Raw genomic sequence first — 25,797 nt, forward strand, 5'->3', positions numbered from 1 at the left:
CGAGCGCCCGGTCTCCGCCGCGGCACGCCCCGGCTCCGGCCCGCTGGCGGTCCTCGGCGTCACGCTGTGCCTGTTCGGCGTCCTCGGCCTGTCGATGGTCGGCTTCGGCGGGTTGCTTGAGGGCCGGACGGCGCTGCTGATCGCGGTGGACGTATCGGCGCCGGTGGCGGTGGGGATGGTGTGCGGCGGGTGGGCGTTGGTGGGGCGCGGGCGCTTCTTCCCCCACCCCGCCCCCGGGCCCCGACAGGGGCGCGGGGAACTGCGCGATCAGCCACGACGGTGGGAAAGCCGGACGGGCGCGGAGCGCGATCGGGGGCCCGGGGGGCGGAGCCCCCTGGGGGTGAGCCCCGAGGGGCCCGCGCGCAGCGACTACGCTGGGACGTCGATCGAAAACCTTCTCAGGAGTGAAATGGCCGTCAACCTGGTCAATGTCGAGGCAGTCAGCAAGGTGTACGGCACCCGTGCCCTGCTCGACGCAGTCTCCCTCGGCGTCTCCGAAGGCGACCGCATCGGCGTCGTGGGCCGCAACGGCGACGGCAAGACCACCCTCGTCCGGATGCTCGCCAAGCTGGAGGAGGCCGACACCGGCCGCGTCACGCACAGCGGCGGCCTGCGCCTCGGCGTCCTCACGCAGCACGACTCCCTCGACCCCGAGGCCACCGTCCGGCACGAGGTCATCGGCGACATGGCCGACCACGAGTGGGCGGGCGACGCCAAGGTCAGGGACGTACTGACCGGGCTGTTCGGCGGGCTCGACCTGCCGGGGTTCGAGAAGGGCCTCGACACCGTCATCGGCCCACTCTCCGGCGGTGAGCGCCGCCGTATCGCGCTCGCCCAGCTGCTGATCGCCGAGCAGGACCTGATCGTCCTGGACGAGCCCACCAACCACCTGGACGTCGAAGGCATCGCCTGGCTCGCCGGGCACCTGCGCGAGCGCCGCTCCGCGCTCGTCTGCGTCACCCACGACCGCTGGTTCCTCGACCAGGTCTGCACCCGCATGTGGGACGTGCAGCGCGGCGACGTCTTCGAGTACGAGGGCGGCTACAGCGACTACGTCTTCGCGCGGGCCGAGCGCGAGCGGATCGCGGCCACCGAGGAGGCCAAGCGGCAGAACCTGATGCGCAAGGAGCTGGCCTGGCTGCGGCGCGGCGCCCCCGCCCGTACGTCCAAGCCCCGCTACCGCATCGAGGCCGCCAACGAGCTGATCGCCGATGTGCCGCCGCCGCGCGACACCAGCGAACTGATGAAGTTCGCCTCCGCCCGGCTCGGCAAGACCGTCTTCGACCTGGAGGACGTGACCGTACAGGCCGGCCCGAAGGTGCTGCTCAAGCACCTGACCTGGCACCTCGGCCCGGGTGACCGGATCGGTCTGGTCGGTGTGAACGGCGCGGGCAAGACCTCGCTGCTCCGTACGCTCACCGAGGCCGCCCGCAGCCAGGGCGAGGAGCAGCCGGTGGCGGGCCGGGTGGTGGTCGGCAAGACGGTGAAGCTGGCGTACCTGTCCCAGGAGGTCGCCGAGCTGGACCCGACGTGGCGGGTGCTGCAGGCCGTGCAGCAGGTCAAGGACCGGGTCGACCTCGGCAAGGGGCGGGAGCTGACCGCGGGTCAGCTGTGCGAGCAGTTCGGCTTCGGCAAGGAGAAGCAGTGGACGCCGGTCGGGGACCTGTCCGGCGGTGAGCGGCGGCGGCTGCAGCTGCTGCGGCTGCTGATGGACGAGCCGAACGTCCTCTTCCTCGACGAGCCCACCAACGACCTCGACATCGAGACGCTGACCCAGCTGGAGGACGTGCTCGACGGCTGGCCGGGCTCGATGGTGGTCATCTCGCACGACCGTTTCTTCATCGAGCGCACCACGGACCGGGTGTTCGCGCTGCTCGGCGACGGCGCGCTGCGGATGCTGCCGCGCGGCATCGACGAGTACCTGGAGCGCAGGCACCGCATGGAGGAGGCGACGGCCGCCGCGGCGACCCCGGCCGCGCAGCCGCAGACCGGCGCGGCGCCCGCGAAGTCCTCGGCGGACGCCCGGGCCGCGAAGAAGGAACTCCAGAAGATCGAGCGCCAGTTGGACAAAATCTCCGAAAAAGAGACAAAGCTGCACGCGCAGATCGCCGAGAACGCCACGGACTTCGGCCGCGTCGCCCAGCTCGACGCCGAGCTGCGCGAACTGGCGGGGGAGCGCGATGAGTTGGAGATGCGGTGGCTGGAACTCGCCGAGGACGCCTCCTGAGCCCCACCTGCAACGGCTCGCTCACGCCCCGCGCAGGGCGATAACGGCGGCATCACAGGCCGGTCCTCCCTTGGGAACAAGGGGGCGGCCGGCACGGCTGGATGTCGGTGGTCAGTGGTACAAAGAACTCCCGCTCGACAGACATACAGGTACGGGGACAATGCCCGATTCGCTCCTTTCCGAGGGGATTTGACCAACGGAATTGCGGGGGAGGCCGGTTGGGCTGCGGGACCCGTGTGAAGAGGTACACCGCTGATGAGTCAGCCGCCCAGCCAGCCGCCGCAGCCGCAAGGCGGTGCCGGGGCTCCGCAGGACCCTCAGCAGGGGATGTCCAAGGAGCCCGGCCAGCCGCCGCAGTCGCCGCAGACGCCTCCGGTGCCGCCGGCGCCGCCGTCCGCGCCGCCCGCCGCCCCGCCCTCCGTACCCTCCGCACCGCCCGCTGGGCCCGCGACCCCGCCGGCCGGACCGCCGCCCGCCCAGCCCTCGTACGGCTACCCGCAGCCAGGCCAGCCCGGCCAGCCCGCCGCCGACAACCCGTACGCCCAGGCACAGCCGGGTCAGCCGCAGCCGGGTCCGTACGGCCAGCCGGGGCAGCCCGGCGGCCAGCCCGGCGCGCCCGCGCAGGGTGCGTACGGCTACCCGCAGCAGCCGCAGTACCCGGGGGCGCCCGCGCCCGGTATGCCCGGCGGGCCCGCCGGGCCCGGTGGCGGCTCGGGCAGCCCGTTCAAGGGCAAGCCCGCCGCGATCATCGGTGCGGCCCTCGCCGCGGTCCTCGTGATCGGCGGCGGCGTCTGGTTCGCCACCAGCGGTGACGACGAGAAGCCGAAGAAGAAGGAGCCGATCGCCAAGGGCAGCGAGGACGGCAAGCCCACCAACGCCGGCGAGGAGACCGCCGGCAGCCGCAACGGCGGCGAGGACGACCTCAACGCCGGCCGCAAGCCCGGCGAGGCGAGGGTCTGGGTCGCCAAGAACGACCTCGACCCCCCGCGCAACGGCGCCCCGCTCATGGACATCTGGACCGTGGGCGACAACGTCATCCAGGCCGGGTACAACGAGGTCACCGCCTTCAAGGCGAGCGACGGCAGCAAGGCGTGGAGCGTCAAGCTCCCGCACGCCGTGTGCGACACCCCGCCCCGCCCCTCCGAGGACGGCATGGTCGTCGTGGCCTACAAGGACACCGACAACCGTGAGAAGAGCAAGTGCAACCAGCTCCAGATGATCGACCTCAACACGGGTGAGAAGGGCTGGCAGAAGAAGACCGAGACGGGCGGCCTCTTCGACTCGACCGTCACGCTCGACCTGGAGATCGCCGGGGAGAACGTGATGGTGGCCCGCTCCCAGTCCGGCAGCGCGTACAGCCTCAAGGACGGCGAGGAGCAGTACACGCTGAAGAAGGACCGGGGCTGCTTCCCCAACTCCTTCGCGGCCGACGGGGACACGGTCCTCGCCGTCGACTCCTGCCTGGCCCAGCCGGACGAGAACGAGCAGCTCAAGTCGATCGACCCGAAGACCGGCAAGGTCAAGTGGCGTTACATGACGCCCAAGGGCTACCAGGTGCAGAAGGTCTACTCGGTCAAGCCGCTCGTCGTCTCCCTGGTGAACCGGGACGACAAGGCCTGGAACATCGTCGCGTTCAAGGAGAACGGCAAGGTCCGCTCGCAGATCGACGGCGGCAAGGACTCCTTCACGCAGCGCTGCGGCATGTCCATCCTGGAGAAGGAGCTGCAGAGCTGCCAGGGCATGGTCGCCACCGACGACCTCTTCTTCATGGCCACCGAGGAGAAGAAGTCCGGCGACTACGACCGCAGCAACGAGATCGTCGCGTTCGACCTCGACAGCGGAAAGCCCAAGTGGCGCGGCAAGACCGAGGACCCGCGCTCCCTGATGCCGCTGTCCGCGGATTCCGACGGCAACCTGATCGCGTACGTCGAGCCGACCTTCGACAAGCCGGGCCAGACCGTGCGGTTCAGCCCGGACGGCGGCAAGCCGAAGCTGCTCCTGCAGCACCCGGAGACTACCGCCAGCGTCGAGAACTCCATCGTCGGCGCGGGACAGATGGCCTACGCGGACGGCCGTCTCTACGCCACGTCCTCGCGGCTGATGGGCCGTGACGGCGAGGAGGAGACCCGCATGCTGTCCTTCGGCAAGTAAGTCCCCCTGGGCGTCCCCCGGGTTCCGTGAGCCGACGGCTCGCGGGCCGGCGGGACGCCCTCTGGCCGTTCGTACGCCCGGCCCGTCCCCTCAGTCAGACAGGTAGAGATCACGATGACCCAGCCGCCGCAGCCGCCCCAGCCGCCGAACGAGCCTCGCAAGGAGGGCTTCGGCGCCCCGCAGGACCCGCCGAAGGAGGGCTTCGGCGCGCCGCAGAGCCCGCCCCCCGGCGGCGGCTTCGGCGCCCCGCCCCCGCCGGCCCCCGGCACCCCGCCGCCCCCGGCGCCGGGCACCCCGCCGCCCGCGTACGGCTACCCGCAGGCGCCCGGCACCCCGCCGCCGCCCGCCCCGGGCACGCCCCCGCCGGGCCAGCCGGGTCAGCCGGGTCAGCCGGGTCAGCCGGGCTACGGCTACCCGCAGGCCCCCGGCCAGCAGCCCCAGCAGCCCCCGTACGGCTACCAGCAGTTCCCGCAGCAGCACATCACGCAGCCCATGGGCGGTCCCGGCGGGACCGGCGGCGGCAAGAAGATCAACTCGCAGCTGGCGATCATCGTCGCCGCGGTGGTCGCGGTCGCGCTGATCGTCGGCGGCGGATTCTGGTACGCGTCCGACGGCGACGAGCCGAAGGAGGAGGCGAAGACCGGCGAGGGCGGCAAGGGCGGCGAGAGCGGCCCGGCCGGTGGCGGCGGCGAGGAGAAGGTGCCGTCGAACACCGCCGCCCAGGTCCGCTTCCAGCTGCCCGCGCCGAAGGTCGGCGAGGACACCACGCTGAGCGTCAAGGGCTCCTGGCTCACCGACGACGCGTACGTGAAGAGCGGCGACAGCAAGATCGTCGGGTATGCGCCGAAGGACGGCAAGGAGCTCTGGACGCTCCCGCTGACCGGCCCGACCTGCGCGGGCTCCCGCCAGGTCTCGGACGACGGCCTGGCCGCCGTGGTCTTCGAGGCCGAGGGCAAGAAGGAGTACAACGGCTGCAGCCAGATCGCCGTCTTCGACACCAAGACCGGCGACAAGCTGTGGCAGAAGAGCGTCAGTGACGGCGGCGGCAAGGCCGACTTCCAGGAGGTCGTCATCTCCGGTGAGACCGTCGCGGTCGGCGGCGGCACGGACGGCGGCGCCGCCTTCGAGCTGAAGTCGGGCAAGCCCCGCTGGGCGCCGAAGCCCTCGGACACCTGCAAGGACGCCGGGTACGCGGGCGGCGAGCAGCTGGTCGCGGTCCGCAAGTGCGGTTCGTACGACAACCCGCGGCTTGAGGTCCAGGTGATCGACCCGGTCTCCGGCACCCCCAAGTGGACGTACAAGCTGCCCGCCGGCATCGACAACGCCAAGGTGATGTCGACGAAGCCGGTCGTCTTCGGCGTGGACTCGACCGACATCACCGCGTCCGGCGTCTCGGACATCTTCGCCCTGGACGAGGCGGGCAAGCTGCGCAGCAAGGCGGCGCTCGGCAAGCGTGAGTACCAGCTCGACTGCGACGTGAACAAGGTCCAGGAGTGCTCCGGCGTCGTCGTCGGCAACGACCGGGTGTACGTGCCGACGGCCCAGCACGAGGGCAGCGGCGAGTACGGCATGACCAACGAGATCATCTCGTTCGACCTGGCCACCGGCGAGAAGGTCGGCCCGAAGGCGGACGCGGGTGACCGGTACCAGATGCTGCCGCTGCGCATGGACGGCACGAACATCCTCGCGTACAAGATCCCGCCGTACGACAAGGGCGGTCAGGTCGTCACCATCGACCCGAAGACCGGCAAGCAGACGGTGCTCCTGGAGAACCCGGCGCAGGAAGACATCCGGGACGCCGAGACGCAGTACTCCCTGCCCGAGGGCGCCGAGATGCTGTACGGCGACGGCGCCCTGTACATCTCGGACAAGCTGATGTCGAAGCCGAGCCCGTCCGACACCCGCAAGCGGCACCTCGCCGTGGTGTTCGGCACCGGCTGACCGCGCGCCGGCCGAGCGGCGGGCCGTCCCTTCCGGTGGAGCTTCCGCTGGAGGGGCGGCCCGCCGTCGTGTGCACGGGCGGGCCGGGGCGGGATTTTCGCCGGTTCCGACAGGCATCTGTCCGGTAAAGGGCGCGCGCCGTCGAACAAGCGTGTAGCTTCCGGGAAACGTCGGGCCGGGGGGTCCCGCCCGACGACGGGTCGCCGGGGATCTGGGGGTAGCGCGATGGCGGTGCGGCTCATGGTGGTCGACGATCACCGTCTGCATGCGGAGGCGCTGGCCTCGGCCCTGAAGCTGCGCGGCCACCGGGTGCTCGCCGCGGCGGCGCCGGCCGCGGGGGCGGCGGAGCTCGTGGTGCAGCGGGCGCCGGAGGTCTGCGTCCTCGGCACGGCGGCGCCCGCGGAGCCGGGCGCGTTCGACCCGGTGGCGCGGATCAAGCGGGACCGTCCGCAGGTCGCGGTGCTGGTCCTCGGCCCGGTGCCGTCCCCGCGCGGCATAGCGGCGGCGTTCGCCGCGGGCGCCTCCGGTTACGTACGGCACGACGAGCGCATCGAGGGCGTCGAGCGGGCCATCATGAAGGCCAGGGCGGGGGAGGCCGCGGTCGCCCCGGCGCTGCTGCGGGGCGCCTTCGCGGACCTGCTCAACCCGCCGGCCAAGGCGGACGACGAGGGCCACCGGCTGCTGCTGCTGCTCACGCCGCGCGAGGTGGAGGTCCTGGTGCGGGTCGCGGAGGGCGAGGACACCCGGAGAATCGCGGCGGGCATGGGCATAGCGCCGAGCACGGCCCGTACGCACGTCCAGCGGGTCCTGATGAAACTGGACGTCGGCTCCCGCCTGGAGGCGGCGGCGCTTGCCGCGCGTACGGGCCTGCTCGACCGGGCTGTTACGGCGACTGTTCCCCGGGCTCCGACGGCACCGGCGCAACCGCCGGACGAAGCCTCAGCCACACCAGGAAGAACAGCCCGAGCGCCAGCATGGCGAGGCCGGTCCACAGGTTGATGTTGATGTCCTGGGCCTTCTTCAGGTCGGCCTCGGACGCCGTGATCCCGGCGATGGTGACGATCACGCCGTAGACCACGAACAGGCCGCCGATGATGCGCCGGATGTCGAAGAGACGGGCGGCGGTGGCGGACTTGGCCTCCAACTCGGAGACTTCGCGCTGCAGTTCAGACATTCTCTGGGCCTCCGTGTCGGTCAGAAGGAGTACGGGACGTAGCAGGCGGCGGCGATGACGATCGCGCCCCAGCCGAGCAGGGCGGGCCTGCGGTACCAGACCTGGTCGCCCTCCTGAGGCGCCTCCTCCATGCCGGGCGAGGTGGTGCCGTACACCAGACCGGCCAGCTCGGCCTCCGGCTTGGGCGCGGTGAACAGGGTGACGAGGACCATCACCACGGCACCGGCGACGAAGCCGACGATCGCGGAGACGAAGTTGGCGCCCTGGTCGGAGGGGATGTCGATGACGCCCCCCTGGTAGATGACGAAGTAGTTGACCATCGCGGCCGAGGTGCCCGCGAGCAGCCCCCACACACCGGATTTCATGGAGGCCCGCTTCCAGAACATGCCGATGATGAAGACCACGAACATCGGCACATTGAAGAAGGAGAACAGCGTCTGCAGGTATCCCATGATGTTGCTGAAGCTGGCGGCGAGGAAGGCCGTGCCGATGGAGGCGACCACACCGATCGCGGTGATGAGCCGCCCGAACTTCAAGTAGTACGTGTCCTCACGGCCCTTGACCACGTACTTCGCCCAGATGTCCGCGGTGAACACGGTGTTGAAGGACGAGACGTTGGCCGCCATGCCCGCCATGAACGCGGCGAGCAGACCGGTCACGGCTATCCCGAGCACGCCGTTGGGCAGCAACTCCTGCATGAGCAGCGGGATCGCGTCGTTGTACGTCAGGTCGGAGCCGGCGGTGCCGATCTTCGGGACGAGGACGGCGGCGACCAGGCCGGGGATCATCACGATGAAGACGATGAAGATCTTCGGGAAGGCGGCGATCAGCGGGGTGCGCTTGGCGGCGGACAGGTTCTTCGCGGACAGGGCGCGCTGCACCTCGGCGAAGTTGGTCGTCCAGTAGCCGAAGGACAGCACGAAGCCGAGGCCGAGCACGATGGTCAGCCAGTTCGCACCGAGCGGGTTGGGGTCACCTATGCCCGTACCGCCCCACGCGGTGAGGAAGTTGCCGCCGTGCCGCTCGGTGAGCGAGCCGGTGAGACCGTCCCAGCCGCCGACCCGCTTCAGGCCGAGGATGGTGAGCGGGATGAGCGCGGCGAGGATCACGAAGAACTGCAGGACCTCGTTGTAGATCGCCGAGGAGAGACCGCCGATCGTGATGTACGCGAGCACGAAGAACCCGGCGACGACGATCGACACCCACTGCGGCCAGCCGAGCAGCGCCTCGACGACGATCGACAGGGCGTACAGGTTGACGCCCGCGATCAGGATCGACGCGAAGGCGAACAGGACCGAACTCAACAGGTGTGCGGACTTGTCGAACCGCTGGAGCAGGAACTCGGGCACGCTTCGGACCTTGGAGCCGTAGTAGAACGGCATCATCACCAGGCCGAGGAAGACCATCGCCGGGATGGCGCCGATCCAGTACCAGTGCACGACGGCCACGCCGTACTGCGCGCCGGTGGCGGCCATGCCCAGGATCTCGGTGGCGCCCAGGTTGGCGGCCACGAAGGCCAGTCCGGTGACCCAGGCGGGCAGCGAGCGCCCGGAGAGGAAGAAGTCGAGGCTGGTCCGCACGCTGCGCCGGGCGGCGAAACCGATGCCCAGGACGACGGCGAAGTAGATCGCCAGGATCGCGTAATCCAGCCCGTTGGTGGGGAGCCGTAGCCCGTCGGCCAAGTGATGCATGGGGGTCTCTCGCTTCGTCGCGCGAACTGATCAGACCGGAACCTACGCCCCCAGCTTCAGAAACTGAACACTTGTGTTGGTGTTCTTTGTTTGATTGTGATCGTTGACGCGCATGTTGACTTGTGGTTTGTTGTGTTCGGTTCTGTTTGATGCCTGCGTAGATGTGTTGGGGAGTCCCTGCGTGAAGAAGACCTCGACCCGGCTCGCCGACGGTCGTGAGCTCATCCACTACGACCTGCGCGACGACACCGTCCGCACGGCCGTCGACCGCCGCCCCCTCGACCCCGTCGGAACCGGCTCCGAGATCCGCGAGGACCCCCTGCTCGGCGACTTCGTCGCCATCGCCTCGCACCGCCAGGGCCGCACCTACCACCCGCCGGCCGACGAATGCCCCCTGTGCCCCTCCGAGGGCCCCTCCGAGGGTGACCGGCTCACCGAGATCCCGGACTCCTCGTACGACGTCGTCGTCTTCGAGAACCGCTTCCCGTCCCTCGCCGGCGACTCTGGGCGCTGCGAGGTGGTCTGCTTCACCGCCGACCACGACGCGTCCTTCGCCGACCTGACCGACGCACAGGCCCGGCTCGTCCTGGACGCCTGGACCGACCGGACCGCCGAGCTGTCCCATCTGCCGTCCGTCGCCCAGGTCTTCTGCTTCGAGAACCGCGGCGCCGAGATCGGCGTGACCCTCGGCCACCCGCACGGCCAGATCTACGGCTACCCGCACGTCACCCCCCGCACGGCCCTGATGCTCCGCAACCTCGCCGCGCACCGCGCCGCCACCGGCCGCAACCTGTTCGACGACGTCCTCGCCCGCGAATCCGCCTCCGACCGGGTCGTCCTGGAGGGCGAGCACTGGATCGCGTACGTCCCCTACGCGGCGCACTGGCCGTACGAGGTGCATCTGCACCCCAAGCGTCGCGTGCCCGATCTGCTCGCCCTGGACGAGGGGGCGCGCACCGAGTTCCCACAGCTCTATCTGGAACTCTTGCGGCGCTTCGACCGGATCTTCGGCCCCGGTGAACCGCCCACGCCGTACATCGCCGCCTGGCACCAGGCGCCGTTCACGGACCTCGGCGAGTTCGGGGTGAACCGCGACGCGTTCGCGCTTCACCTTGAGCTTTTCACCATTCGCCGCACTTCCGGCAAGCTGAAGTTCCTCGCGGGTTCCGAATCCGGCATGAACGTGTTCATCAATGACGTGCCGCCGGAGACCGCGGCCGAGCGACTGCGAGAGGTAGCGAGCAAATGAGCGGTAGGTACGGCAAGTATCTGGTCACCGGTGGCGCGGGCTATGTCGGCAGTGTGGTGGCCGCCCATCTCCTGGAGGCGGGCCACGAGGTGACGGTCCTCGACAACCTCTCCACCGGTTTCCGCGAGGGCGTGCCCGCGGGCGCCGAGTTCATCGAGGGCGACATCCGCGACGCCGCCAAGTGGCTGGACCCGTCCTACGACGCGGTGCTGCACTTCGCCGCGTTCTCGCAGGTCGGCGAGTCCGTCGTGCAGCCCGAGAAGTACTGGGAGAACAACGTCGGCGGCACCATGGCGCTGATCGCCGCGATGCGCTCGGCGGGTGTGCGCAAGCTGGTGTTCTCCTCCACGGCCGCCACGTACGGTGAGCCCGAGGAGGTCCCGATCCGCGAGTCCGCGCCGACCGCGCCGACCAACCCGTACGGCGCCTCCAAGCTCGCCGTCGACCACATGATCACCGGCGAGTGCGCGGCCCACGGGCTCGCGGCCGTCTCGCTGCGCTACTTCAACGTGGCCGGTGCGTACGGTCAGTTCGGTGAGCGGCACGACCCCGAGTCGCACCTCATCCCGCTCGTCCTCCAGGTCGCCCAGGGCCGCCGCGAGGCCATCTCCGTCTTCGGCGACGACTACCCGACCCCGGACGGCACCTGCGTACGCGACTACATCCACGTCGCCGACCTCGCCGAGGCCCACCTGCTCGCCGTCACGGCCGCGAAGACCGGCGAGCACCTGATCTGCAACCTGGGCAACGGCAACGGCTTCTCCGTGCGCGAGGTCATCGAGACCGTCCGGCAGGTCACCGGACACCCGGTCCCCGAGGTCATGGCCCCGCGCCGGGGCGGCGACCCGGCCGTCCTCGTCGCCTCCGCGGACAACGCCCGCGAGCAGCTCGGCTGGAACCCGTCCCGCGCGGACCTCGCGGGCATCGTCGCCGACGCGTGGGCGTTCGCACAGCGTTCTTCGGGGGCGGGCGAGTGACCGCCGCCGAGACCTTCGCGGAGCTGTACGGCCGGGCCCCCGAGGGGGTCTGGGCCGCCCCCGGCCGCGTCAACCTGATCGGTGAACACACCGACTACAACGACGGCTTCGTGATGCCCTTCGCGCTGCCGCACACCGCGACCGCCGCGGTCCGCCGCCGCGACGACGGCGTACTGCGACTGCACTCGGCGGACGCCGACGGCGCCCCGGTCGAGCTGCACCTCGACACGCTCACCCCCGCGTCCGGATGGACGGACTACGTCGCGGGCGTCGCCTGGGCGCTGCGCGACGCCGGGCACGCGGTGGGCGGTGCGGACGTGCACATCGAGTCGACGGTGCCGACGGGGGCGGGTCTGTCCTCCTCGGCGGCCCTGGAGATCGTCACGGCACTCGCCCTGAACGACGTGTACGAACTCGGCCTGAAGCGCTGGCAGTTGGCCCGCCTCTGCCAGCGCGCCGAGAACGTCTTCGTGGGCGCGCCGACCGGCATCATGGACCAGACCGCCTCGGCCTGCTGCACGGAAGGCCACGCCCTGTTCCTCGACACCCGCGACCTCGCGCAGGAACAGGTGGCCCTCGACCTGGCGGCGCACGGCCTGTGCCTCCTCGTCGTCGACACCCGGGTCAAGCACGCCCACAGCGACGGCGAGTACGGAAAGCGCCGCGCGGGCTGCGAGGCGGGGGCGGCCTCGCTGGGAGTGACGGCACTGCGGGACATCGCGTACGAGGACCTGGACGCGGCCCTCGCCCGGCTCGACGACGCTCAGGTGCGGCGCCTGGTCCGGCACATCGTCACGGAGAACCGGCGCGTGGAGCGGGTCATCGAGCATCTGTCGGCGGGCGAGGTGCGGGCGATCGGCCCGGTCCTGACCGAGGGCCACGCCTCGCTGCGGGACGACTTCCGCATCTCCTGCGCGGAGCTGGACCTGGTGGTCGACACGGCGCTCGGCGCGGGGGCGCTGGGGGCTCGGATGACGGGGGGTGGCTTCGGGGGTTCGGCGATCGCGCTGGTGGAGGCGGCCTCGGTGGACACGGTGACGAAGGCGGTCGAGGCGGCGTTCGAAGGGGCGGGCCTCGCGGCTCCCCGCGTCTTCACAGCGATCTCGTCGCCGGGCGCACGCCGACTGGCGTGATTCTTCCCCACTCCGCCCCTTCCCGAAGCGCCGCAGGCTTTCGGGAAGGGGCGGGGAGGGGAAAAAACCGCAACTGCCCTTCCACCCCCCGCTCCCCGCCGTACTCTGATGCACAGCACCGGTGGGGGCCGGTGCCGATCAGGGGGCGAGACAGCCGGGTGCGGCACCCGGAGTGGGGGTAGCAGTCAGAGCACGGCGGCGGCCGTGCCGACCCGCACCCGGGCGCCGTACCCGTGCCGATGGCACCGATGTCCGTCTCCCGCTGTCCGTCTCCCGCCGGGGGGCGGGGAGCCGACGCGCTCCCCGGAACACGAGCCTGGGGGTATCACGTGGTCCGCATCCGGGTCCTGGTCGTCGACGACCACCGCATCTTCGCCGAGTCGCTGGCGGCAGCGCTCGCGGCCGAGCCCGACGTCGAGGTGGCGGCCGCGGGCAGCGGCCCCGCCGCCCTGCGCTGCCTGGAGCGCGGCCTCGCCGAAGGCCGCGGCTTCGACGTCCTGCTCGTCGACGCGGACCTGGGCGACGGCGTACGAGCCGTGCGGGCCGCGCCCCCGCCCGAGAACGAGAGCCCCGCCGACGGCATCTCCCTGGTCGCGGCCGTGCGTTCGGCACACCCCACGGTCCGTACCGTCGCACTCGCCGAGAAGGACGACCCGCGCCGCGCGGCGCACGCGCTGCAGGCCGGGGCCTCCGGCTGGGTCGCCAAGGAGTGCTCGCTGTCCCGGCTGCTCACCGTCGTCCGCGGCGTGCTGCGCGACGAGACGCATCTGCCGCCCGCGCTGCTGACCGGCGTACTGCGCGAACTCACCGCGGCCCGCAAGCACCGCACCGAGAGCGAGCAGCTCGTGGAGTCCCTGACACCGCGTGAGCGGGAAGTGCTGCGCTGCATGGTGGCGGGCCTGGGGCGCAAAGCGGTGGCCGAGCGCCTCTTCCTGTCCCCGCACACCGTCCGGACGCACATGCAGAACGTCCTGGGGAAGCTCGGCGTCCACTCCACCCTCGCCGCCGTCGCGCTCGCCCGGCGCGCGGGGGTGGGCCCGGCCGAACTCGACCCAGGACAGGCCCTAGCCGGGGATGTTGTCGAACGGGGCGGTCAACTGGCGTAGCAGTCCGGCCAGTTCACCCCGCTGCGTACGCGACAGCTCCGCGAGGATCGCCCGCTCCTGGTCGAGCAGTCCGGCCAGCGCCTGGTCGGCCCGGTCCCGGCCCTCGGGCGTGAGCCGGACGAGCACGCCGCGCCGGTCGCTGGGGTCCGGAAGCCGTTCCACCAGGCCCTTCTTGGCGAGCCTGTCGATGCGGTTGGTCATCGTGCCGGAGGTGACGAGGGTCTGCGTGAGCAGCTGCCCGGGCGAGAGCTGGTACGGGGCGCCCGCGCGGCGCAGCGACGTGAGAACGTCGAACTCCCAGGGCTCCAGGTTGTGCTCGGAGAAGGCAAGCCGACGGGCCCGGTCGAGATGGCGGGCGAGTCTGCTCACCCGGCTCAGCACCTCAAGCGGTTCCACGTCCAGGTCGGGGCGTTCTCTGCGCCACGCCGCGACCAGCCGGTCGACCTCGTCCTCCATGGCGATCAGTGTAAGGGGTCCCTCGACGTGAAGTCTCTTGACGTCGAGAGATATTCCGGCTTCGCTGTGGGCATCGTCGCGAAGCAAGTGCCTTCCGGATCTGCACCGCGTACCTGGCAGGGAGCTCGAACATGCATTCCGCACCAACCTGGGACCCGCAACAGTACCTCCGCCACACCAGCCACCGGACCCGCCCCTTCCTTGATCTGCTCGCGCGCCTACCGGAGTTGCCCACCGCCGGGCCCGACGAGCCGCCGCGCATCGCCGACCTGGGCTGCGGCCCCGGCAACGTCACCGCCCTGCTCGCCGACCGCTGGCCCACCGCCCACATCACCGGCTTCGACAGCTCCCCGGAGATGCTGGCCAAGGCGGCCGACCACGCCGGCCCCACCCCGGGCGGCGGCCGCCTCGACTTCAAACCGGCCGACGCCACCCACTGGACCCCCGACGAAACCTTCGACCTGATCGTCTCCAACGCCGCGCTCCAGTGGGTGCCCAACCACCCCGAGTCCTTCCCTGCCTGGATCGACGCGCTCCGCCCCGGCGGCACCCTCGCCTTCCAGGTCCCCGGCAACTTCACCTCGCCCAGCCACGCCCTGCTCGGCGAACTCTGCGACACCCCGCAGTGGCGCGACCGGCTCGGCGACCACGGCCGCCGCTTCGTCCACATACTCGACCCCGCCGACTACCTGATCCGCCTCACCGACCTCGGCTGCGAGGCCGACGCCTGGGAGACCACGTACTCCCAGCTCCTGCAGGGCGAGGACCCCGTGCTCGACTGGGTCAAGGGCACCGCCCTGCGCCCCGTCCTCACCGAACTCGCCGACGACCCGGCCGCCGCCGCGGACTTCCTCGCCGAATACCGCGACCTGCTCCGCAAGGCCTACCCGCCGGGCCCGCACGGCACCGTCTTCCCGTTCCGCCGCATCTTCGCGCTCGCCGTCAAGACGGGCTGAGGCAGCCGTAAGCGGTCATCGGCACCCGTACGACGACGGGCCCGGCAGCAACCGCCGCCGGGCCCGTCCTCGTGCACACGTCAGTTCTTGCGATGCCCTATCAGCCGCGGCTTGGCCTCAAGCCCGTCCAGGCCGTGCCACGCCAGATTCACCAGATGCGCCGCCACCTCGGCCTTCTTCGGCTTACGGGCGTCCAGCCACCACTGACCCGTCAGCGCGACCATCCCCACCAGCGCCTGCGCGTACAGCGGCGCCAGCTTCGGGTCAAAGCCGCGGGCCTTGAACTCCCGGCCCAGGATGTCCTCCACCTGCGTCGCGATATCCGAGATCAGCGACGCGAAGGAACCCGTCGACTGCGGAATGGGGGAGTCGCGGACCAGGATCCGGAAACCGTCCGTGTACTCCTCGATGTAGTCGAGGAGCGCGAACGCGGCCTGCTCGCACAGCTCCCGCGGATGCCCCGCCGTCAGCGACCCCGTCACCATGTCGAGGAGCTGCCGCATCTCCCGGTCCACGACGACCGCGTACAGGCCCTCCTTGCCGCCGAAGTGCTCGTACACCACCGGCTTGGACACCCCCGCCTTCGCGGCGATCTCCTCCACCGACGTGCCCTCGAAACCCTTCGCGGCGAACAGCGTGCGGCCGATCTCCAGAAGCTGCTGGCGCCGCTCGGCCCCCGTCATCCGCGTACGCCGCCCGCGCCGGGCCTTCTCGGGCCGGTCACTGTTCGTGCTGTTCGGGGTGCGCGGGGTGCTTGAGTCGGTGGCCACGCCCTCCATCATGCCGTGTCCGGCCCGGCCCGAAGGAAACGGCCTGGCTGGGCCCTGCCTAGGCAGCGTCCGCCACCTGCGGCTTGCGCCGGGAGTCGATCCGCGACTGCGACGGCCAGCGCACGTCCCGCGCCCAGCCGAGCAGCTCGAACCAGCGGATCAGCCGCGCCGACGAGTCCAGCTGCCCGCGCATCACCCCGTGCCGCGCCGACGTCGGGTCCGCGTGGTGCAGGTTGTGCCAGGACTCACCGCAGGACAGGACCGCCAGCCACCACACGTTCCCGGAACGGTCACGCGACTTGAACGGCCGCTTGCCGACCGCGTGACAGATCGAGTTGATCGACCACGTCACGTGATGCAGCAGCGCCACCCGTACGAGAGAACCCCAGAAGAACGCCGTGAACGCGCCCCACCACGACATCGTCACCAGGCCGCCCACCAGCGGCGGGATCGCCAGCGACACCACCGTCCAGAGGACAAACTGCCGCGAGATCAGACGGAGCGCCGGGTCCTTGACCAGATCCGGGGCGTACTTCTCCTGCGGCGTCTGCTCCTCGTCGAACATCCAGCCGATGTGCGCCCACCACAGGCCCTTCATCAGCGCCGGAATCGTCTCCCCGAACCGCCACGGCGAGTGCGGATCACCCTCCGCGTCGGAGAACTTGTGGTGCTTGCGGTGATCCGCCACCCACCGCACCAGCGGCCCCTCCACCGCCAGCGAACCCGCCACCGCGAGCGCGATCCTGAGCGGCCGCTTCGCCTTGAACGAACCGTGCGTGAAGTAGCGGTGGAAGCCGATCGTGATGCCGTGGCAGCCCAGGTAGTACATGAAGACGAGCAGACCCAGATCCAGCCAGCTCACCCCCCACCCCCAGGCCAGCGGCACCGCCGCGAGCAGTGCGAGGAACGGAACCGTGATGAAGAGCAGCAGAGTGATCTGTTCGAGTGAACGCTTCTGCTCACCGCCGAGCGTGGCGGACGGCAGCTCCGCCGCGCCGCCCTGTTTCCGCTGAGCGGAATCCTTCCGGGCATCGTCGATCACTTCGGACCTCGTGGTCATGGGGAGTCCCCTGGGGGGTCGAGGGTTTTCGGCAGGTGCGCCGGGTCACGGGAATTCCTGCGGTCCTGCCGCCGGCCTCGCGCGGTCTTCCCGCGCAGTTCCTACGGCTGCGTAACCTACGGCATCGTAAGTATGGCAGCGCTCGCCCCGGCCACAAGTGGCCACGGACGGGCCCCGCCGGACCGCGACCTATCCTGGTGACGTCGGACAGCGTGGTCCGCTCTGAGTCTTCCCCGTGATCCGGAGATCCAGCTCGGGTCTTCTGCGGATTACGGAGTTCCCTCAGTTTTCCTCCAGATACGAGCTCAACACTGCAAGGAGCCGCACCTGTGAGCAGTGCCGACCACCAGAACACCAGCACCAGCACCAGCGGTACGAACGCCAACGCCGCCCTCCGCGCCGACATCCGGCGCCTCGGCGACCTCCTCGGCGAAACCCTCGTACGCCAGGAGGGCCACGAACTCCTCGACCTCGTCGAGCAGGTCCGCGCCCTCACCCGCGAGGACGGCGAGGCCGCCGCCCGCCTCCTCGGCGAGACCGAGCTGGAGACCGCCGCCAAGCTCGTGCGCGCCTTCTCCACCTACTTCCACCTCGCCAACGTCACCGAGCAGGTGCACCGAGGCCGCGAGCTCGCCGTCCGCCGCGACGCCGAGGGCGGCACCCTCGCCCGCACCGCCGACCTCCTCAAGGACGCCGACCCCGCGCACCTGCGGGAAACCGTCGCGCACCTCAACGTGCGGCCCGTCTTCACGGCCCACCCCACCGAGGCCGCCCGCCGCTCCGTCCTCAACAAGCTCCGCCGCATCGCCGAGCTCCTCGAATCCCCCGGCTCCGCCGCCGACCGCCGCCGCCTCGACCTGCGCCTGGCCGAGAACATCGACCTCGTCTGGCAGACCGACGAGCTCCGCGTGGTCCGCCCCGAGCCCGCCGACGAGGCCCGCAACGCCATCTACTACCTCGACGAGCTGCACACCGGCGCCGTCGGCGACGTCCTGGAGGACCTCACCGCCGAACTGGACCGCGTCGGCGTCGAGCTGCCCGCCGGCACCCGCCCCCTCACCTTCGGCACCTGGATCGGCGGCGACCGCGACGGCAACCCCAACGTCACCCCCCAGGTCACCTGGGACGTCCTGATCCTGCAGCACGAGCACGGCATCACCGACGCCCTGGAACTCGTCGACCACCTGCGCGGACTGCTCTCCAACTCCATCCGCTACGCGGGCGCCACCGAAGAGCTCCGCAGCTCCCTCCAGGCCGACCTGGAGCGCCTGCCGGAGATCAGCCCCCGCTACAAGCGCCTCAACGCCGAAGAGCCGTACCGCCTCAAGGCCACCTGCATCCGGCAGAAGCTCGTCAACACCCGCGAACGCCTCGCCAAGGGCACCCCGCACGAGCCCGGCCGCGACTACCTCGGCACCGCCGAGCTCATCAGCGACCTCACCCTCGTCCAGACCTCCCTGCGCGAACACCGCGGCGCCCTCTTCGCCGACGGTCGCATGGACCGGGTCATCCGCACCCTCGCCGCGTTCGGCCTCCAGCTCGCCACCATGGACGTACGCGAGCACGCCGAGGCCCACCACCACGCCCTCGGCCAGCTCTTCGACCGGCTCGGCGAGGAGACCTGGCGCTACGCCGACATGCCCCGCGACTACCGGCAGAAGCTCCTCGCCAAGGAACTCCGCTCCCGCCGCCCCCTCGGCCCGCGCCCGGCCCCGCTCGACGCCGCAGGCCAGAAGACCCTCGGCGTCTTCGAGACCGTCAAGAAGGCCCTCGCGGTCTTCGGCCCCGAAGTCATCGAGTCGTACATCATCTCGATGTGCCAGGGCGCCGACGACGTCTTCGCCGCCGCCGTCCTCGCCCGCGAGGCCGGACTCATCGACCTGCACGCCGGCTGGGCCAAGATCGGCATCGTGCCGCTCCTGGAGACCACCGAAGAGCTCCGCGCAGCCGACGTCATCCTCGACGAAATGCTCGCCGACCCCTCGTACCGCCGCCTCGTCTCGCTGCGCGGCGACGTCCAGGAGGTCATGCTCGGGTACTCGGACTCCTCCAAGTTCGGCGGCATCACCACCAGCCAGTGGGAGATCCACCGCGCCCAGCGCCGCCTGCGCGACGTCGCCCACCGGTATGGAGTCAGGCTGAGGTTGTTCCACGGCCGCGGCGGCACCGTCGGCCGCGGCGGCGGCCCCTCGCACGACGCGATCCTCGCCCAGCCCTGGGGCACCCTCGAAGGCGAGATCAAGGTCACCGAACAGGGCGAGGTCATCTCCGACAAGTACCTCGTCCCGTCCCTCGCCCGCGAAAACCTCGAACTGACCGTCGCCGCGACCCTGCAGGCCTCCGCCCTGCACACCGCCCCGCGCCAGTCCGACGAGGCCCTCGCCCGCTGGGACGCCGCCATGGACACCGTCTCCGACGCCGCCCACGCCGCCTACCGGCGCTTCGTCGAAGACCCCGACCTGCCGACGTACTTCCTCGCCTCCACGCCCGTGGACCAGCTCGCCGACCTGCACCTCGGCTCGCGGCCCTCCCGCCGCCCCGGCTCCGGCGTCTCGCTCGACGGACTCCGCGCCATCCCGTGGGTCTTCGGCTGGACCCAGTCCCGGCAGATCGTCCCCGGCTGGTTCGGCGTCGGCTCCGGCCTCAAGGCCCTGCGCGAAGCCGGACTCGACACCGTCCTCGACGAGATGCACGAGCACTGGCACTTCTTCCAGAACTTCATCTCCAACGTCGAGATGACCCTCGCCAAGACCGACCTGCGCATCGCCCGCCACTACGTCGACACCCTCGTCCCCGACGAGCTCAAGCACGTCTTCGACACCATCGAGGCCGAGCACGCGCTCACCGTGCAGGAAGTCCTGCGCATCACCGGCGGCAAGGAACTCCTCGACACCAACCCGGTCCTCCAGCAGACCTTCGCCATCCGCGACGCCTACCTCGACCCCATCTCCTACCTCCAGGTCGCCCTCCTCAAGCGCCAGCGCGACGCCGCAGCCACCGACGCCGAGCCCGACCCGACGCTGAGCCGCGCCCTGCTCCTCACCGTCAACGGAGTCGCCGCCGGACTGCGCAACACCGGCTGACACCGACCCGTACGCACACCGGAAACGCCCGTGCCGGGCAACGCACTTGACCGCGTTGCCCGGCACGGGCGTTCGTACGAGCAGAACCGTTCCTACGACCAGAACCGTTCGTAAACGACCAGAACCGTTTCGTACGACCAGAACTACAACGTCGCGAACGAAGCCACCAGCAACAAGCCCCCCGTCAACCCCACACCCCACGCCAACCGCGCCGACCGCAGACCACCCCCGAGCACCACCGCCGCCAACAGCAGCGCACCGCCCAACGGCACCCACGCATGCAGAAAACCCGGACCCCCCGTCCGTACGACCTCATCCGTGCCCGGCTTCACCGCCACCGGCACCCGCGCACCCTTGTGCTCACCGATCGACCGGTCGATCACCACCGACCCCCGCGGTTTCCCCTCCGGATCCGCCGGCGCGAACGACCCCGTACACGCCTCACCCTCACACCGCGCGACCGTCAACGTGCCCTGCTCACGGTCCTGGGAGAACACCACGTGCTGCGCCGTCGCCCAGGACGTCCACACCCCCGCCACCAGCAACAACAGCGCAAGCAGGACAGACCCGGCACGCCGACCGAACAACAGCAGACCCGGCTGGGCAGTAGCGGCAGACATGGCCGAAATCCTTGGCCAACAATGAGCCCTCGGTCAAGCTCGGGCCCACCCCGACCTACGAGTTGTACGTACCCTGCGCCCGCTCAAGACCCTCCGCGACCAGCGCCTCCACCGCATCCGCCGCCCGGTCCACGAAATAGTCGAGCTCCTTGCGCTCCGCCCCCGAAAAATCCTTCAGCACGAAGTCCGCCACCGGCATCCGCCCCGGCGGCCGCCCGATCCCGAACCGCACCCGGTGATAATCCGCACCCATCGCCTTCGTCATCGACTTCAGCCCGTTGTGCCCGTTGTCCCCGCCGCCCAGCTTCAGTCGCAGCACACCGAAATCGATGTCCAACTCGTCATGCACTGCCACGATGTTCGCCGTCGGCACCTTGTAGAAATCCCGCAGCGCCGTCACCGGCCCACCCGACAGATTCATGTACGACATCGGCTTCGCCAACACCACCCGCCGGCTCGCCGGACCCGGCGGACCCACCCGGCCCTCCACCACCTGCGCCTGCGCCTTCCCGTGCCGCTTGAAGCCGCCGCCCATCCGCTGCGCGAGGAGATCCACCACCATGAACCCGACATTGTGGCGATTGGCCGCATACCCCGGCCCCGGATTGCCCAGGCCGGCGATCAGCCAGGGCGCGTTCGCATCGGTCGTCATCTCGCAGCTCTCGTCATCTCGCAGCTCTCGTCATGTCGTACGGCGGACAGAAACGCCCGATGCCGGGCACCGTCGCAGCACGACGGTACCCGGCACCGGAACAACAGCGGATCAGGCCTCCGCGGCCTCGTCCTCGGCACCCTCGGCCGGGGCCTCCTCGGCCTGCGCGGCCAGGACCTGCAGGACGACAGCGTCCTCCTCGACGGCCAGCGTCGTGCCCTTCGGCAGCACGATGTCCTTCGCCAGCACCGAAGCACCCGCGTCCAGACCGGCGACCGACACCGTCACGGACTCGGGGATGTGCGTCGCCTCGGCCTCGACCGGCAGGGAGTTCAGCACGTGCTCAAGCAGGTTGCCACCCGGGGCCAGCTCGCCCTCGGTGTGCACCGGAATCTCGACCTGGACCTTCTCGCCGCGCTTCACAAGCAGCAGGTCGACGTGCTCCAGAATGCCCTGACGCAGCACGTCACGCTGCACGGCCTTCGGGATGACCAGCTGCGACTTGCCGTCGATGTCCAGGTTGATCAGGACGTTCGAGGTCTTCAGCGCCATCAGCGTGTCGTGGTGCGGCAGCGCCACGTGCACCGGGGCCTCGCCGTGACCGTAAACCACGGCCGGCAGCTTGTCCGCACGACGCAGACGGCGGGCAGCGCCCTTGCCGAACTCGCTACGGACCTCAGCGGAAATCTTGACCTCAGACATGCTCTTCACTCCTCGTACGGGTGAGAAACGGACAGGTCACCCGGCCACGAACGGCCTGCTACGAAGAGCGCGTCGATAACGGAGCCGCACACAGCGGTACGGCCTCCCTCGCCGAGCAACTTCGACAGCTTACTCGGCGGGAAGGCCGTACCAGAAATCGATCTACAGCAGCTGCTGCGCTGCTTGCCGCTTACTGCTCCGCGTACTGCTCCGCTTACTGCTCCTCGAAGAGGCTCGTCACCGAACCGTCCTCGAACACCTCACGCAGCGCCCGCGCGATCGTCGGCGCGATCGACAGCACCGTGATCTTGTCCAGCTCCAACTCGTTCGGCGTCGGCAGCGTGTTCGTGAACACGAACTCACTCACCTTCGAGTTCTTCAGCCGGTCCGCCGCCGGACCCGACAGCACACCGTGCGTCGCCGTCACGATGACGTCCTCCGCACCATGCGCGAACAGCGCGTCCGCAGCCGCACAGATCGTGCCACCCGTGTCGATCATGTCGTCGACCAGGACACAGACCCGGCCCTTCACGTCACCCACGACCTCGTGGACCGTGACCTGGTTCGCCACGTCCTTGTCACGCCGCTTGTGCACGATCGCGAGCGGCGCGCCCAGGCGGTCGCACCAGCGGTCCGCCACGCGCACACGGCCGGCGTCCGGAGACACCACCGTCAGCTTGTCCCGGTCCACCTTCGCGCCCACATAGTCCGCCAGGATCGGCAGCGCGAACAGGTGGTCCACCGGACCGTCGAAGAAGCCCACGATCTGGTCCGTGTGCAGATCGACCGTCACGATCCGGTCCGCACCCGCCGTCTTCATCAGATCCGCGACCAGCTTCGCCGAGATCGGTTCACGTCCGCGGTGCTTCTTGTCCTGCCGCGCGTAACCGTAGAACGGCACGATCACCGTGATGCTCCGAGCGGACGCCCGCTTCAACGCATCGATCATGATCAGCTGTTCCATGATCCACTTATTGATCGGAGCCGTGTGGCTCTGGATCAGAAAGCAGTCCGCACCACGCGCCGACTCCTGATAGCGGACGTAGATCTCGCCATTGGCGAAATCGAACGCCTTCGTCGGAACGACGCCGATGCCCAACTGGTGGGCGACCTCCTCGGCCAGCTCGGGGTGGGCGCGGCCGGAGAAGAGCATCAACTTCTTCTCGCCGGTCGTCTTGATCCCGCTCACAGCACAGTCTCCTCAGACGTGTTCATCGCAGCCCTGATTACGAGCCAGCCGAATAACGTGCACCTATCACGGTACGCCGCCTCAGACGCACCTGTTTCCGGTCAGCTTTCGCCTTCCGGCTCCGAAGCAGCCGCCTGAGCCGCCTTCGCAGCCGCGCTCCCCGGACGCTTACGAGCCACCCAACCCTCGATATTCCGCTGCTGACCGCGCGCAACAGCCAGCGAACCAGGCGGCACATCCTTCGTGATCACCGACCCCGCGGCCGTGTAAGCACCGTCCCCGACCGTGACAGGAGCCACAAACATGTTGTCCGACCCGGTACGACAGTGCGACCCGATCGTCGTGTGGTGCTTGTCCCGACCGTCGTAATTCACAAACACACTCGCGGCCCCGATGTTCGAGTGCTCACCGATGGTCGCGTCCCCCACATACGACAGATGCGGCACCTTCGTCCCCGCACCGATCGACGCGTTCTTCATCTCCACATACGTGCCGGCCTTCGCCTTCACACCCAGACGCGTCCCCGGCCGCAGATAAGCGAACGGACCCACCAGCGCCTCGGCACCGATCTCCGCACCCTCCGCCACCGTGTTGTCCACCCGCGCACCCGCACCCACCGACGTGTCCCGCAACCGCGTGTTCGGACCCACCTCGGCATCCGCACTCACATGCGTGGCCCCCAACAGCTGCGTACCCGGATGCACCACCGCATCCGCCTCGAACGTCACCGTCACGTCCACCAACGTCGACGCGGGGTCCACCACCGTCACGCCGCCGAGCATCGCCCGCTCAAGCAGCCGGTCGTTCAACGTCCGCCGCGCCTCGGCCAACTGCACCCGGTTGTTGATCCCCGCGATCTCCCGGTGATCACCCGCAACCGAAGCCCCCACCCGATGCCCCGCCGCCCGCAGAATCCCGAGCACATCAGTCAGGTACTCCTCACCCTGACTGTTGTCCGTACGCACCTTGCCCAACGCATCCGCAAGCAGCGCACCGTCGAACGCGAACACACCCGAGTTGATCTCCCGGATCGCCCGCGTCGCGTCATCCGCGTCCTTGTGCTCCACGATCGCCGTCACCGCACCCGCGGCATCCCGCACGATCCGCCCGTACCCGGCCGCATCCGGCACCTCCGCCGTCAGCACCGTCACCGCATTCCCGTCCGCGGCATGCGTCGCGGCCAGCGCCTGCAACGTCTCACCCGTCAGCAGCGGAGTGTCCCCGCACACCACGATCACGGTCCCGTCCACCGCCCGCTCCGCGGCCAGCTCCTCAAGCCCCATCCGCACCGCGTGCCCGGTGCCGTTCTGCTCCTCCTGCACGGCGGTACGGATCGCCGCATCGGCGGCGGTGAGGTGCGCGACGACCTGCTCCCGCGCGTGCCCGACGACCACGACGAGCCGCTCCGGCGTCAACTCCTGCGCGGCGGACACCACATGACCCACGAGCGAACGCCCGCAGATCTCGTGGAGGACCTTCGGGGTCTTGGACTTCATGCGGGTGCCCTCACCCGCTGCAAGGACGACAACGGCGGCCGGGGGTGTGACGCTCACGGATATGCCCTTCGGCTCTGGTGGTGTTGCGGGGTGGACATCCGCAGGATACCGGGGCGTTGTGGGGCGGAAATGGGGACGGGTCCTGACCTTGTGGTCAGGACCCGAACCTGGCCCTTGGGGACTGTGGCTCCCCCGCAAGGATTCGAACCTTGACCTGCGGCCACCAAAAGACCGTGTGCTGCCTGGTTACACCACGGGGGACAGCCCTTGAGACCTTACCTGAGACGGCCTTGTGCGTGGGCAGCGATTCCGTTCCACCACCCCTCGATGCGCAGATACAGCCGGGCGCTCTGGTTGACCCCGATGACGAGGCAGCCGTGGTAGTCGTCGCCGGTGTTCTTGCGGAGGGTCTTGGGGTTGTGCCGCTTCAGGGTCGGGCGGCTGAAGGCGTCGACGTCCACGCCGAGCACGTCTGCCCAGTGCTGGTGAGCGCCGGGGATGTCGGCGAACTCGTGGATCAGGATGCGGTAGCGCCGGTGTTCCGGCTCGACTCCCAGTAAGTCCAGCCACGACACGAAGGTCTCGATGACGCCAGTGTCGCTGTTGACGAAGATCACGCGCTCGCGACGGGCGTGCGGCTTGCTCTTGCTGCCCTCCGCCCAGTAGAGAGCTACTCCGACCAGGAACAGCTTGCGGTCGGAGAGGTCGGCGGTCTCCTGGTGTGCCGCGAGCCTGACGCGCTCACGTTCCTCGTTCTGCGCACTGCGCAGCCTGGCGAGCCCGGCGTGCATGAGTGCCTGCTGTTCCTCCGGTGTGTAGCGCGGCTCGGGTTTCGGCAGATCCCGTACCCACAGGGATATGGAGCTCTTCGAGCAGCCCAGCTCCAATTGGATCTGGTCGTACGTCCAGCCCTGGAGGCGGAGCTCTCGGGCGCGGTCCCGGAGGTCGTCCTTTGCCCGGTGGCGCCGGGCGGGGGCCGGTTCGCCCTTGACCAGGCGGTTGAGTAGGTCGTTGTTGAAGATCTTCAGTTCGTCTCGGATCTGGCGGAGGCTGAGGCCGGCTCGGCGCAGGGCGATGGCTTGTTCGCGGAGGGTCTCGAAGTCGCCGTAGCGGCTCGTGCTGTCGTTCATGCGGCAAGCCTCGTCCGGAATGCGGACGTCCGGG

The 25,797-nt window shown here is 69.9% G+C and carries 21 protein-coding genes and 1 tRNA gene; 10 read left to right on the plus strand and 12 right to left on the minus strand.

Going from position 1 to position 25,797, the window contains the following annotated elements:
• Positions 1 to 409 precede the first annotated feature (409 nt).
• The 4 genes from QIS99_RS10395 to QIS99_RS10410 all read left to right on the plus strand — a co-directional run bounded on the left by QIS99_RS10395 (position 410) and on the right by QIS99_RS10410 (position 7,318).
• Entirely contained in the window at positions 410 to 2,227 is a 1,818-nt protein-coding gene (locus tag QIS99_RS10395) for an ABC-F family ATP-binding cassette domain-containing protein (protein WP_282512786.1), read from the plus strand.
• 255 nt (positions 2,228 to 2,482) lie between these two features.
• Positions 2,483 to 4,378, plus strand: a complete 1,896-nt coding sequence (locus tag QIS99_RS10400; RefSeq protein WP_282512649.1) for an outer membrane protein assembly factor BamB family protein — start codon at positions 2,483 to 2,485, stop codon at positions 4,376 to 4,378.
• 114 nt (positions 4,379 to 4,492) lie between these two features.
• The gene (locus QIS99_RS10405) at positions 4,493 to 6,319 is read left to right on the plus strand and encodes an outer membrane protein assembly factor BamB family protein (RefSeq protein ID WP_282512651.1); all 1,827 of its coding nucleotides are present in this window, start codon (positions 4,493 to 4,495) and stop codon (positions 6,317 to 6,319) included.
• Positions 6,320 to 6,544: 225 nt separating this feature from the next.
• On the plus strand, positions 6,545 to 7,318 hold the full coding sequence (locus QIS99_RS10410) for a response regulator transcription factor (protein ID WP_282512653.1): 774 nt from the start codon (positions 6,545 to 6,547) through the stop codon (positions 7,316 to 7,318).
• On the opposite strand, the gene QIS99_RS10415 is transcribed toward QIS99_RS10410, so the two are convergent.
• A complete protein-coding gene (locus QIS99_RS10415) occupies positions 7,203 to 7,493 on the minus strand; it encodes a hypothetical protein (RefSeq protein WP_282512655.1) in 291 nt (96 codons plus the stop codon). The genes QIS99_RS10410 and QIS99_RS10415 overlap by 116 nt on opposite strands.
• Before the next feature lie 20 nt (positions 7,494 to 7,513).
• On the minus strand, positions 7,514 to 9,184 hold the full coding sequence (locus QIS99_RS10420; RefSeq protein ID WP_282512657.1) for a sodium:solute symporter family protein: 1,671 nt from the start codon (positions 9,182 to 9,184) through the stop codon (positions 7,514 to 7,516).
• Between the two features lie 181 nt (positions 9,185 to 9,365).
• Between QIS99_RS10420 and galT the strand changes: the two genes are divergently transcribed.
• The 4 genes from galT (at position 9,366) to QIS99_RS10440 (ending at position 13,649) form a co-directional block, all read left to right on the plus strand.
• A complete protein-coding gene (galT, locus tag QIS99_RS10425; RefSeq protein ID WP_282512659.1) occupies positions 9,366 to 10,433 on the plus strand; it encodes a galactose-1-phosphate uridylyltransferase in 1,068 nt (355 codons plus the stop codon).
• Positions 10,430 to 11,410, plus strand: coding sequence for a UDP-glucose 4-epimerase GalE (galE, locus tag QIS99_RS10430; RefSeq protein WP_282512663.1), 981 nt, complete (start codon positions 10,430 to 10,432; stop codon positions 11,408 to 11,410). The genes galT and galE overlap by 4 nt, the downstream gene beginning before the upstream one ends.
• Positions 11,371 to 12,543 carry a galactokinase gene (gene galK / locus QIS99_RS10435; protein WP_282512664.1) on the plus strand — a complete coding sequence of 391 codons (1,173 nt, stop codon included), beginning with the start codon at positions 11,371 to 11,373 and terminating at the stop codon, positions 12,541 to 12,543. Before galE ends, galK begins: the two co-directional genes overlap by 40 nt.
• Positions 12,544 to 12,872: 329 nt before the next feature.
• Positions 12,873 to 13,649: a response regulator transcription factor gene (locus tag QIS99_RS10440; protein ID WP_282512665.1), complete on the plus strand. Its 777-nt coding sequence runs from the start codon at positions 12,873 to 12,875 to the stop codon at positions 13,647 to 13,649.
• Here QIS99_RS10440 and tamR read toward each other — a convergent pair.
• Positions 13,608 to 14,105, minus strand: a complete 498-nt coding sequence (tamR, locus tag QIS99_RS10445) for a MarR family transcriptional regulator TamR (RefSeq protein WP_282512666.1) — start codon at positions 14,103 to 14,105, stop codon at positions 13,608 to 13,610. The two genes, QIS99_RS10440 and tamR, sit on opposite strands and share 42 nt — an antisense overlap.
• 131 nt (positions 14,106 to 14,236) lie before the next feature.
• Here tamR and QIS99_RS10450 point away from each other — a divergent pair, with 131 nt between their 5' ends.
• The gene (locus QIS99_RS10450) at positions 14,237 to 15,061 is read left to right on the plus strand and encodes a trans-aconitate 2-methyltransferase (RefSeq protein WP_282512668.1); all 825 of its coding nucleotides are present in this window, start codon (positions 14,237 to 14,239) and stop codon (positions 15,059 to 15,061) included.
• Between the two features lie 80 nt (positions 15,062 to 15,141).
• On the opposite strand, the gene QIS99_RS10455 is transcribed toward QIS99_RS10450, so the two are convergent.
• A complete protein-coding gene (locus QIS99_RS10455) occupies positions 15,142 to 15,843 on the minus strand; it encodes a TetR/AcrR family transcriptional regulator (RefSeq protein ID WP_282512669.1) in 702 nt (233 codons plus the stop codon).
• Between the two features lie 46 nt (positions 15,844 to 15,889).
• A complete protein-coding gene (locus tag QIS99_RS10460) occupies positions 15,890 to 16,891 on the minus strand; it encodes an acyl-CoA desaturase (RefSeq protein WP_282512671.1) in 1,002 nt (333 codons plus the stop codon).
• Positions 16,892 to 17,220: 329 nt separating this feature from the next.
• On the opposite strand from QIS99_RS10460, the gene ppc reads away from it, so the two are divergent.
• A complete protein-coding gene (gene ppc, locus QIS99_RS10465) occupies positions 17,221 to 19,974 on the plus strand; it encodes a phosphoenolpyruvate carboxylase (protein WP_282512673.1) in 2,754 nt (917 codons plus the stop codon).
• A gap of 143 nt (positions 19,975 to 20,117) precedes the next feature.
• On the opposite strand, the gene QIS99_RS10470 is transcribed toward ppc, so the two are convergent.
• From QIS99_RS10470 to QIS99_RS10500, 7 genes are all read right to left on the minus strand, one after another.
• A complete protein-coding gene (locus QIS99_RS10470; RefSeq protein WP_282512675.1) occupies positions 20,118 to 20,594 on the minus strand; it encodes a hypothetical protein in 477 nt (158 codons plus the stop codon).
• 55 nt (positions 20,595 to 20,649) lie between these two features.
• Entirely contained in the window at positions 20,650 to 21,246 is a 597-nt protein-coding gene (gene pth / locus QIS99_RS10475; RefSeq protein ID WP_282512677.1) for an aminoacyl-tRNA hydrolase, read from the minus strand.
• A 111-nt stretch (positions 21,247 to 21,357) separates the two neighbouring features.
• On the minus strand, positions 21,358 to 21,948 hold the full coding sequence (locus QIS99_RS10480) for a 50S ribosomal protein L25/general stress protein Ctc (RefSeq protein WP_282512678.1): 591 nt from the start codon (positions 21,946 to 21,948) through the stop codon (positions 21,358 to 21,360).
• 214 nt (positions 21,949 to 22,162) lie between these two features.
• Complete coding sequence (locus QIS99_RS10485) at positions 22,163 to 23,137, minus strand: ribose-phosphate diphosphokinase (RefSeq protein ID WP_282512679.1); 975 nt, start codon at positions 23,135 to 23,137, stop codon at positions 22,163 to 22,165.
• A gap of 101 nt (positions 23,138 to 23,238) precedes the next feature.
• Positions 23,239 to 24,690, minus strand: coding sequence for a bifunctional UDP-N-acetylglucosamine diphosphorylase/glucosamine-1-phosphate N-acetyltransferase GlmU (glmU, locus tag QIS99_RS10490; protein WP_282512680.1), 1,452 nt, complete (start codon positions 24,688 to 24,690; stop codon positions 23,239 to 23,241).
• Between the two features lie 127 nt (positions 24,691 to 24,817).
• Positions 24,818 to 24,894 (minus strand) — tRNA-Gln (locus QIS99_RS10495).
• A gap of 14 nt (positions 24,895 to 24,908) precedes the next feature.
• On the minus strand, positions 24,909 to 25,763 hold the full coding sequence (locus QIS99_RS10500) for a hypothetical protein (RefSeq protein WP_282512681.1): 855 nt from the start codon (positions 25,761 to 25,763) through the stop codon (positions 24,909 to 24,911).
• Between the last annotated feature and the right edge of the window lie 34 nt (positions 25,764 to 25,797).

Origin of the sequence: Streptomyces solicavernae, assembly GCF_029968095.1 — a bacterium.
Classification (GTDB): domain Bacteria; phylum Actinomycetota; class Actinomycetes; order Streptomycetales; family Streptomycetaceae; genus Streptomyces; species Streptomyces solicavernae.

What these genes read in the sequence shown, in the direction of transcription:
- QIS99_RS10455 (WP_282512669.1), bottom strand. Translation starts at nt 15,843, where the DNA reads ATGATGGAGGGCGTGGCCACCGACTCAAGCACCCCGCGCACCCCGAAC.
- QIS99_RS10450 (WP_282512668.1), top strand. Translation starts at nt 14,237, where the DNA reads ATGCATTCCGCACCAACCTGGGACCCGCAACAGTACCTCCGCCACACC.
- QIS99_RS10420 (WP_282512657.1), bottom strand. Translation starts at nt 9,184, where the DNA reads ATGCATCACTTGGCCGACGGGCTACGGCTCCCCACCAACGGGCTGGAT.
- QIS99_RS10410 (WP_282512653.1), top strand. Translation starts at nt 6,545, where the DNA reads ATGGCGGTGCGGCTCATGGTGGTCGACGATCACCGTCTGCATGCGGAG.
- QIS99_RS10480 (WP_282512678.1), bottom strand. Translation starts at nt 21,948, where the DNA reads ATGTCTGAGGTCAAGATTTCCGCTGAGGTCCGTAGCGAGTTCGGCAAG.
- galE (WP_282512663.1), top strand. Translation starts at nt 10,430, where the DNA reads ATGAGCGGTAGGTACGGCAAGTATCTGGTCACCGGTGGCGCGGGCTAT.
- QIS99_RS10500 (WP_282512681.1), bottom strand. Translation starts at nt 25,763, where the DNA reads ATGAACGACAGCACGAGCCGCTACGGCGACTTCGAGACCCTCCGCGAA.
- QIS99_RS10395 (WP_282512786.1), top strand. Translation starts at nt 410, where the DNA reads ATGGCCGTCAACCTGGTCAATGTCGAGGCAGTCAGCAAGGTGTACGGC.
- pth (WP_282512677.1), bottom strand. Translation starts at nt 21,246, where the DNA reads ATGACGACCGATGCGAACGCGCCCTGGCTGATCGCCGGCCTGGGCAAT.
- QIS99_RS10400 (WP_282512649.1), top strand. Translation starts at nt 2,483, where the DNA reads ATGAGTCAGCCGCCCAGCCAGCCGCCGCAGCCGCAAGGCGGTGCCGGG.
- tamR (WP_282512666.1), bottom strand. Translation starts at nt 14,105, where the DNA reads ATGGAGGACGAGGTCGACCGGCTGGTCGCGGCGTGGCGCAGAGAACGC.
- QIS99_RS10460 (WP_282512671.1), bottom strand. Translation starts at nt 16,891, where the DNA reads ATGACCACGAGGTCCGAAGTGATCGACGATGCCCGGAAGGATTCCGCT.
- QIS99_RS10470 (WP_282512675.1), bottom strand. Translation starts at nt 20,594, where the DNA reads ATGTCTGCCGCTACTGCCCAGCCGGGTCTGCTGTTGTTCGGTCGGCGT.
- QIS99_RS10405 (WP_282512651.1), top strand. Translation starts at nt 4,493, where the DNA reads ATGACCCAGCCGCCGCAGCCGCCCCAGCCGCCGAACGAGCCTCGCAAG.
- QIS99_RS10415 (WP_282512655.1), bottom strand. Translation starts at nt 7,493, where the DNA reads ATGTCTGAACTGCAGCGCGAAGTCTCCGAGTTGGAGGCCAAGTCCGCC.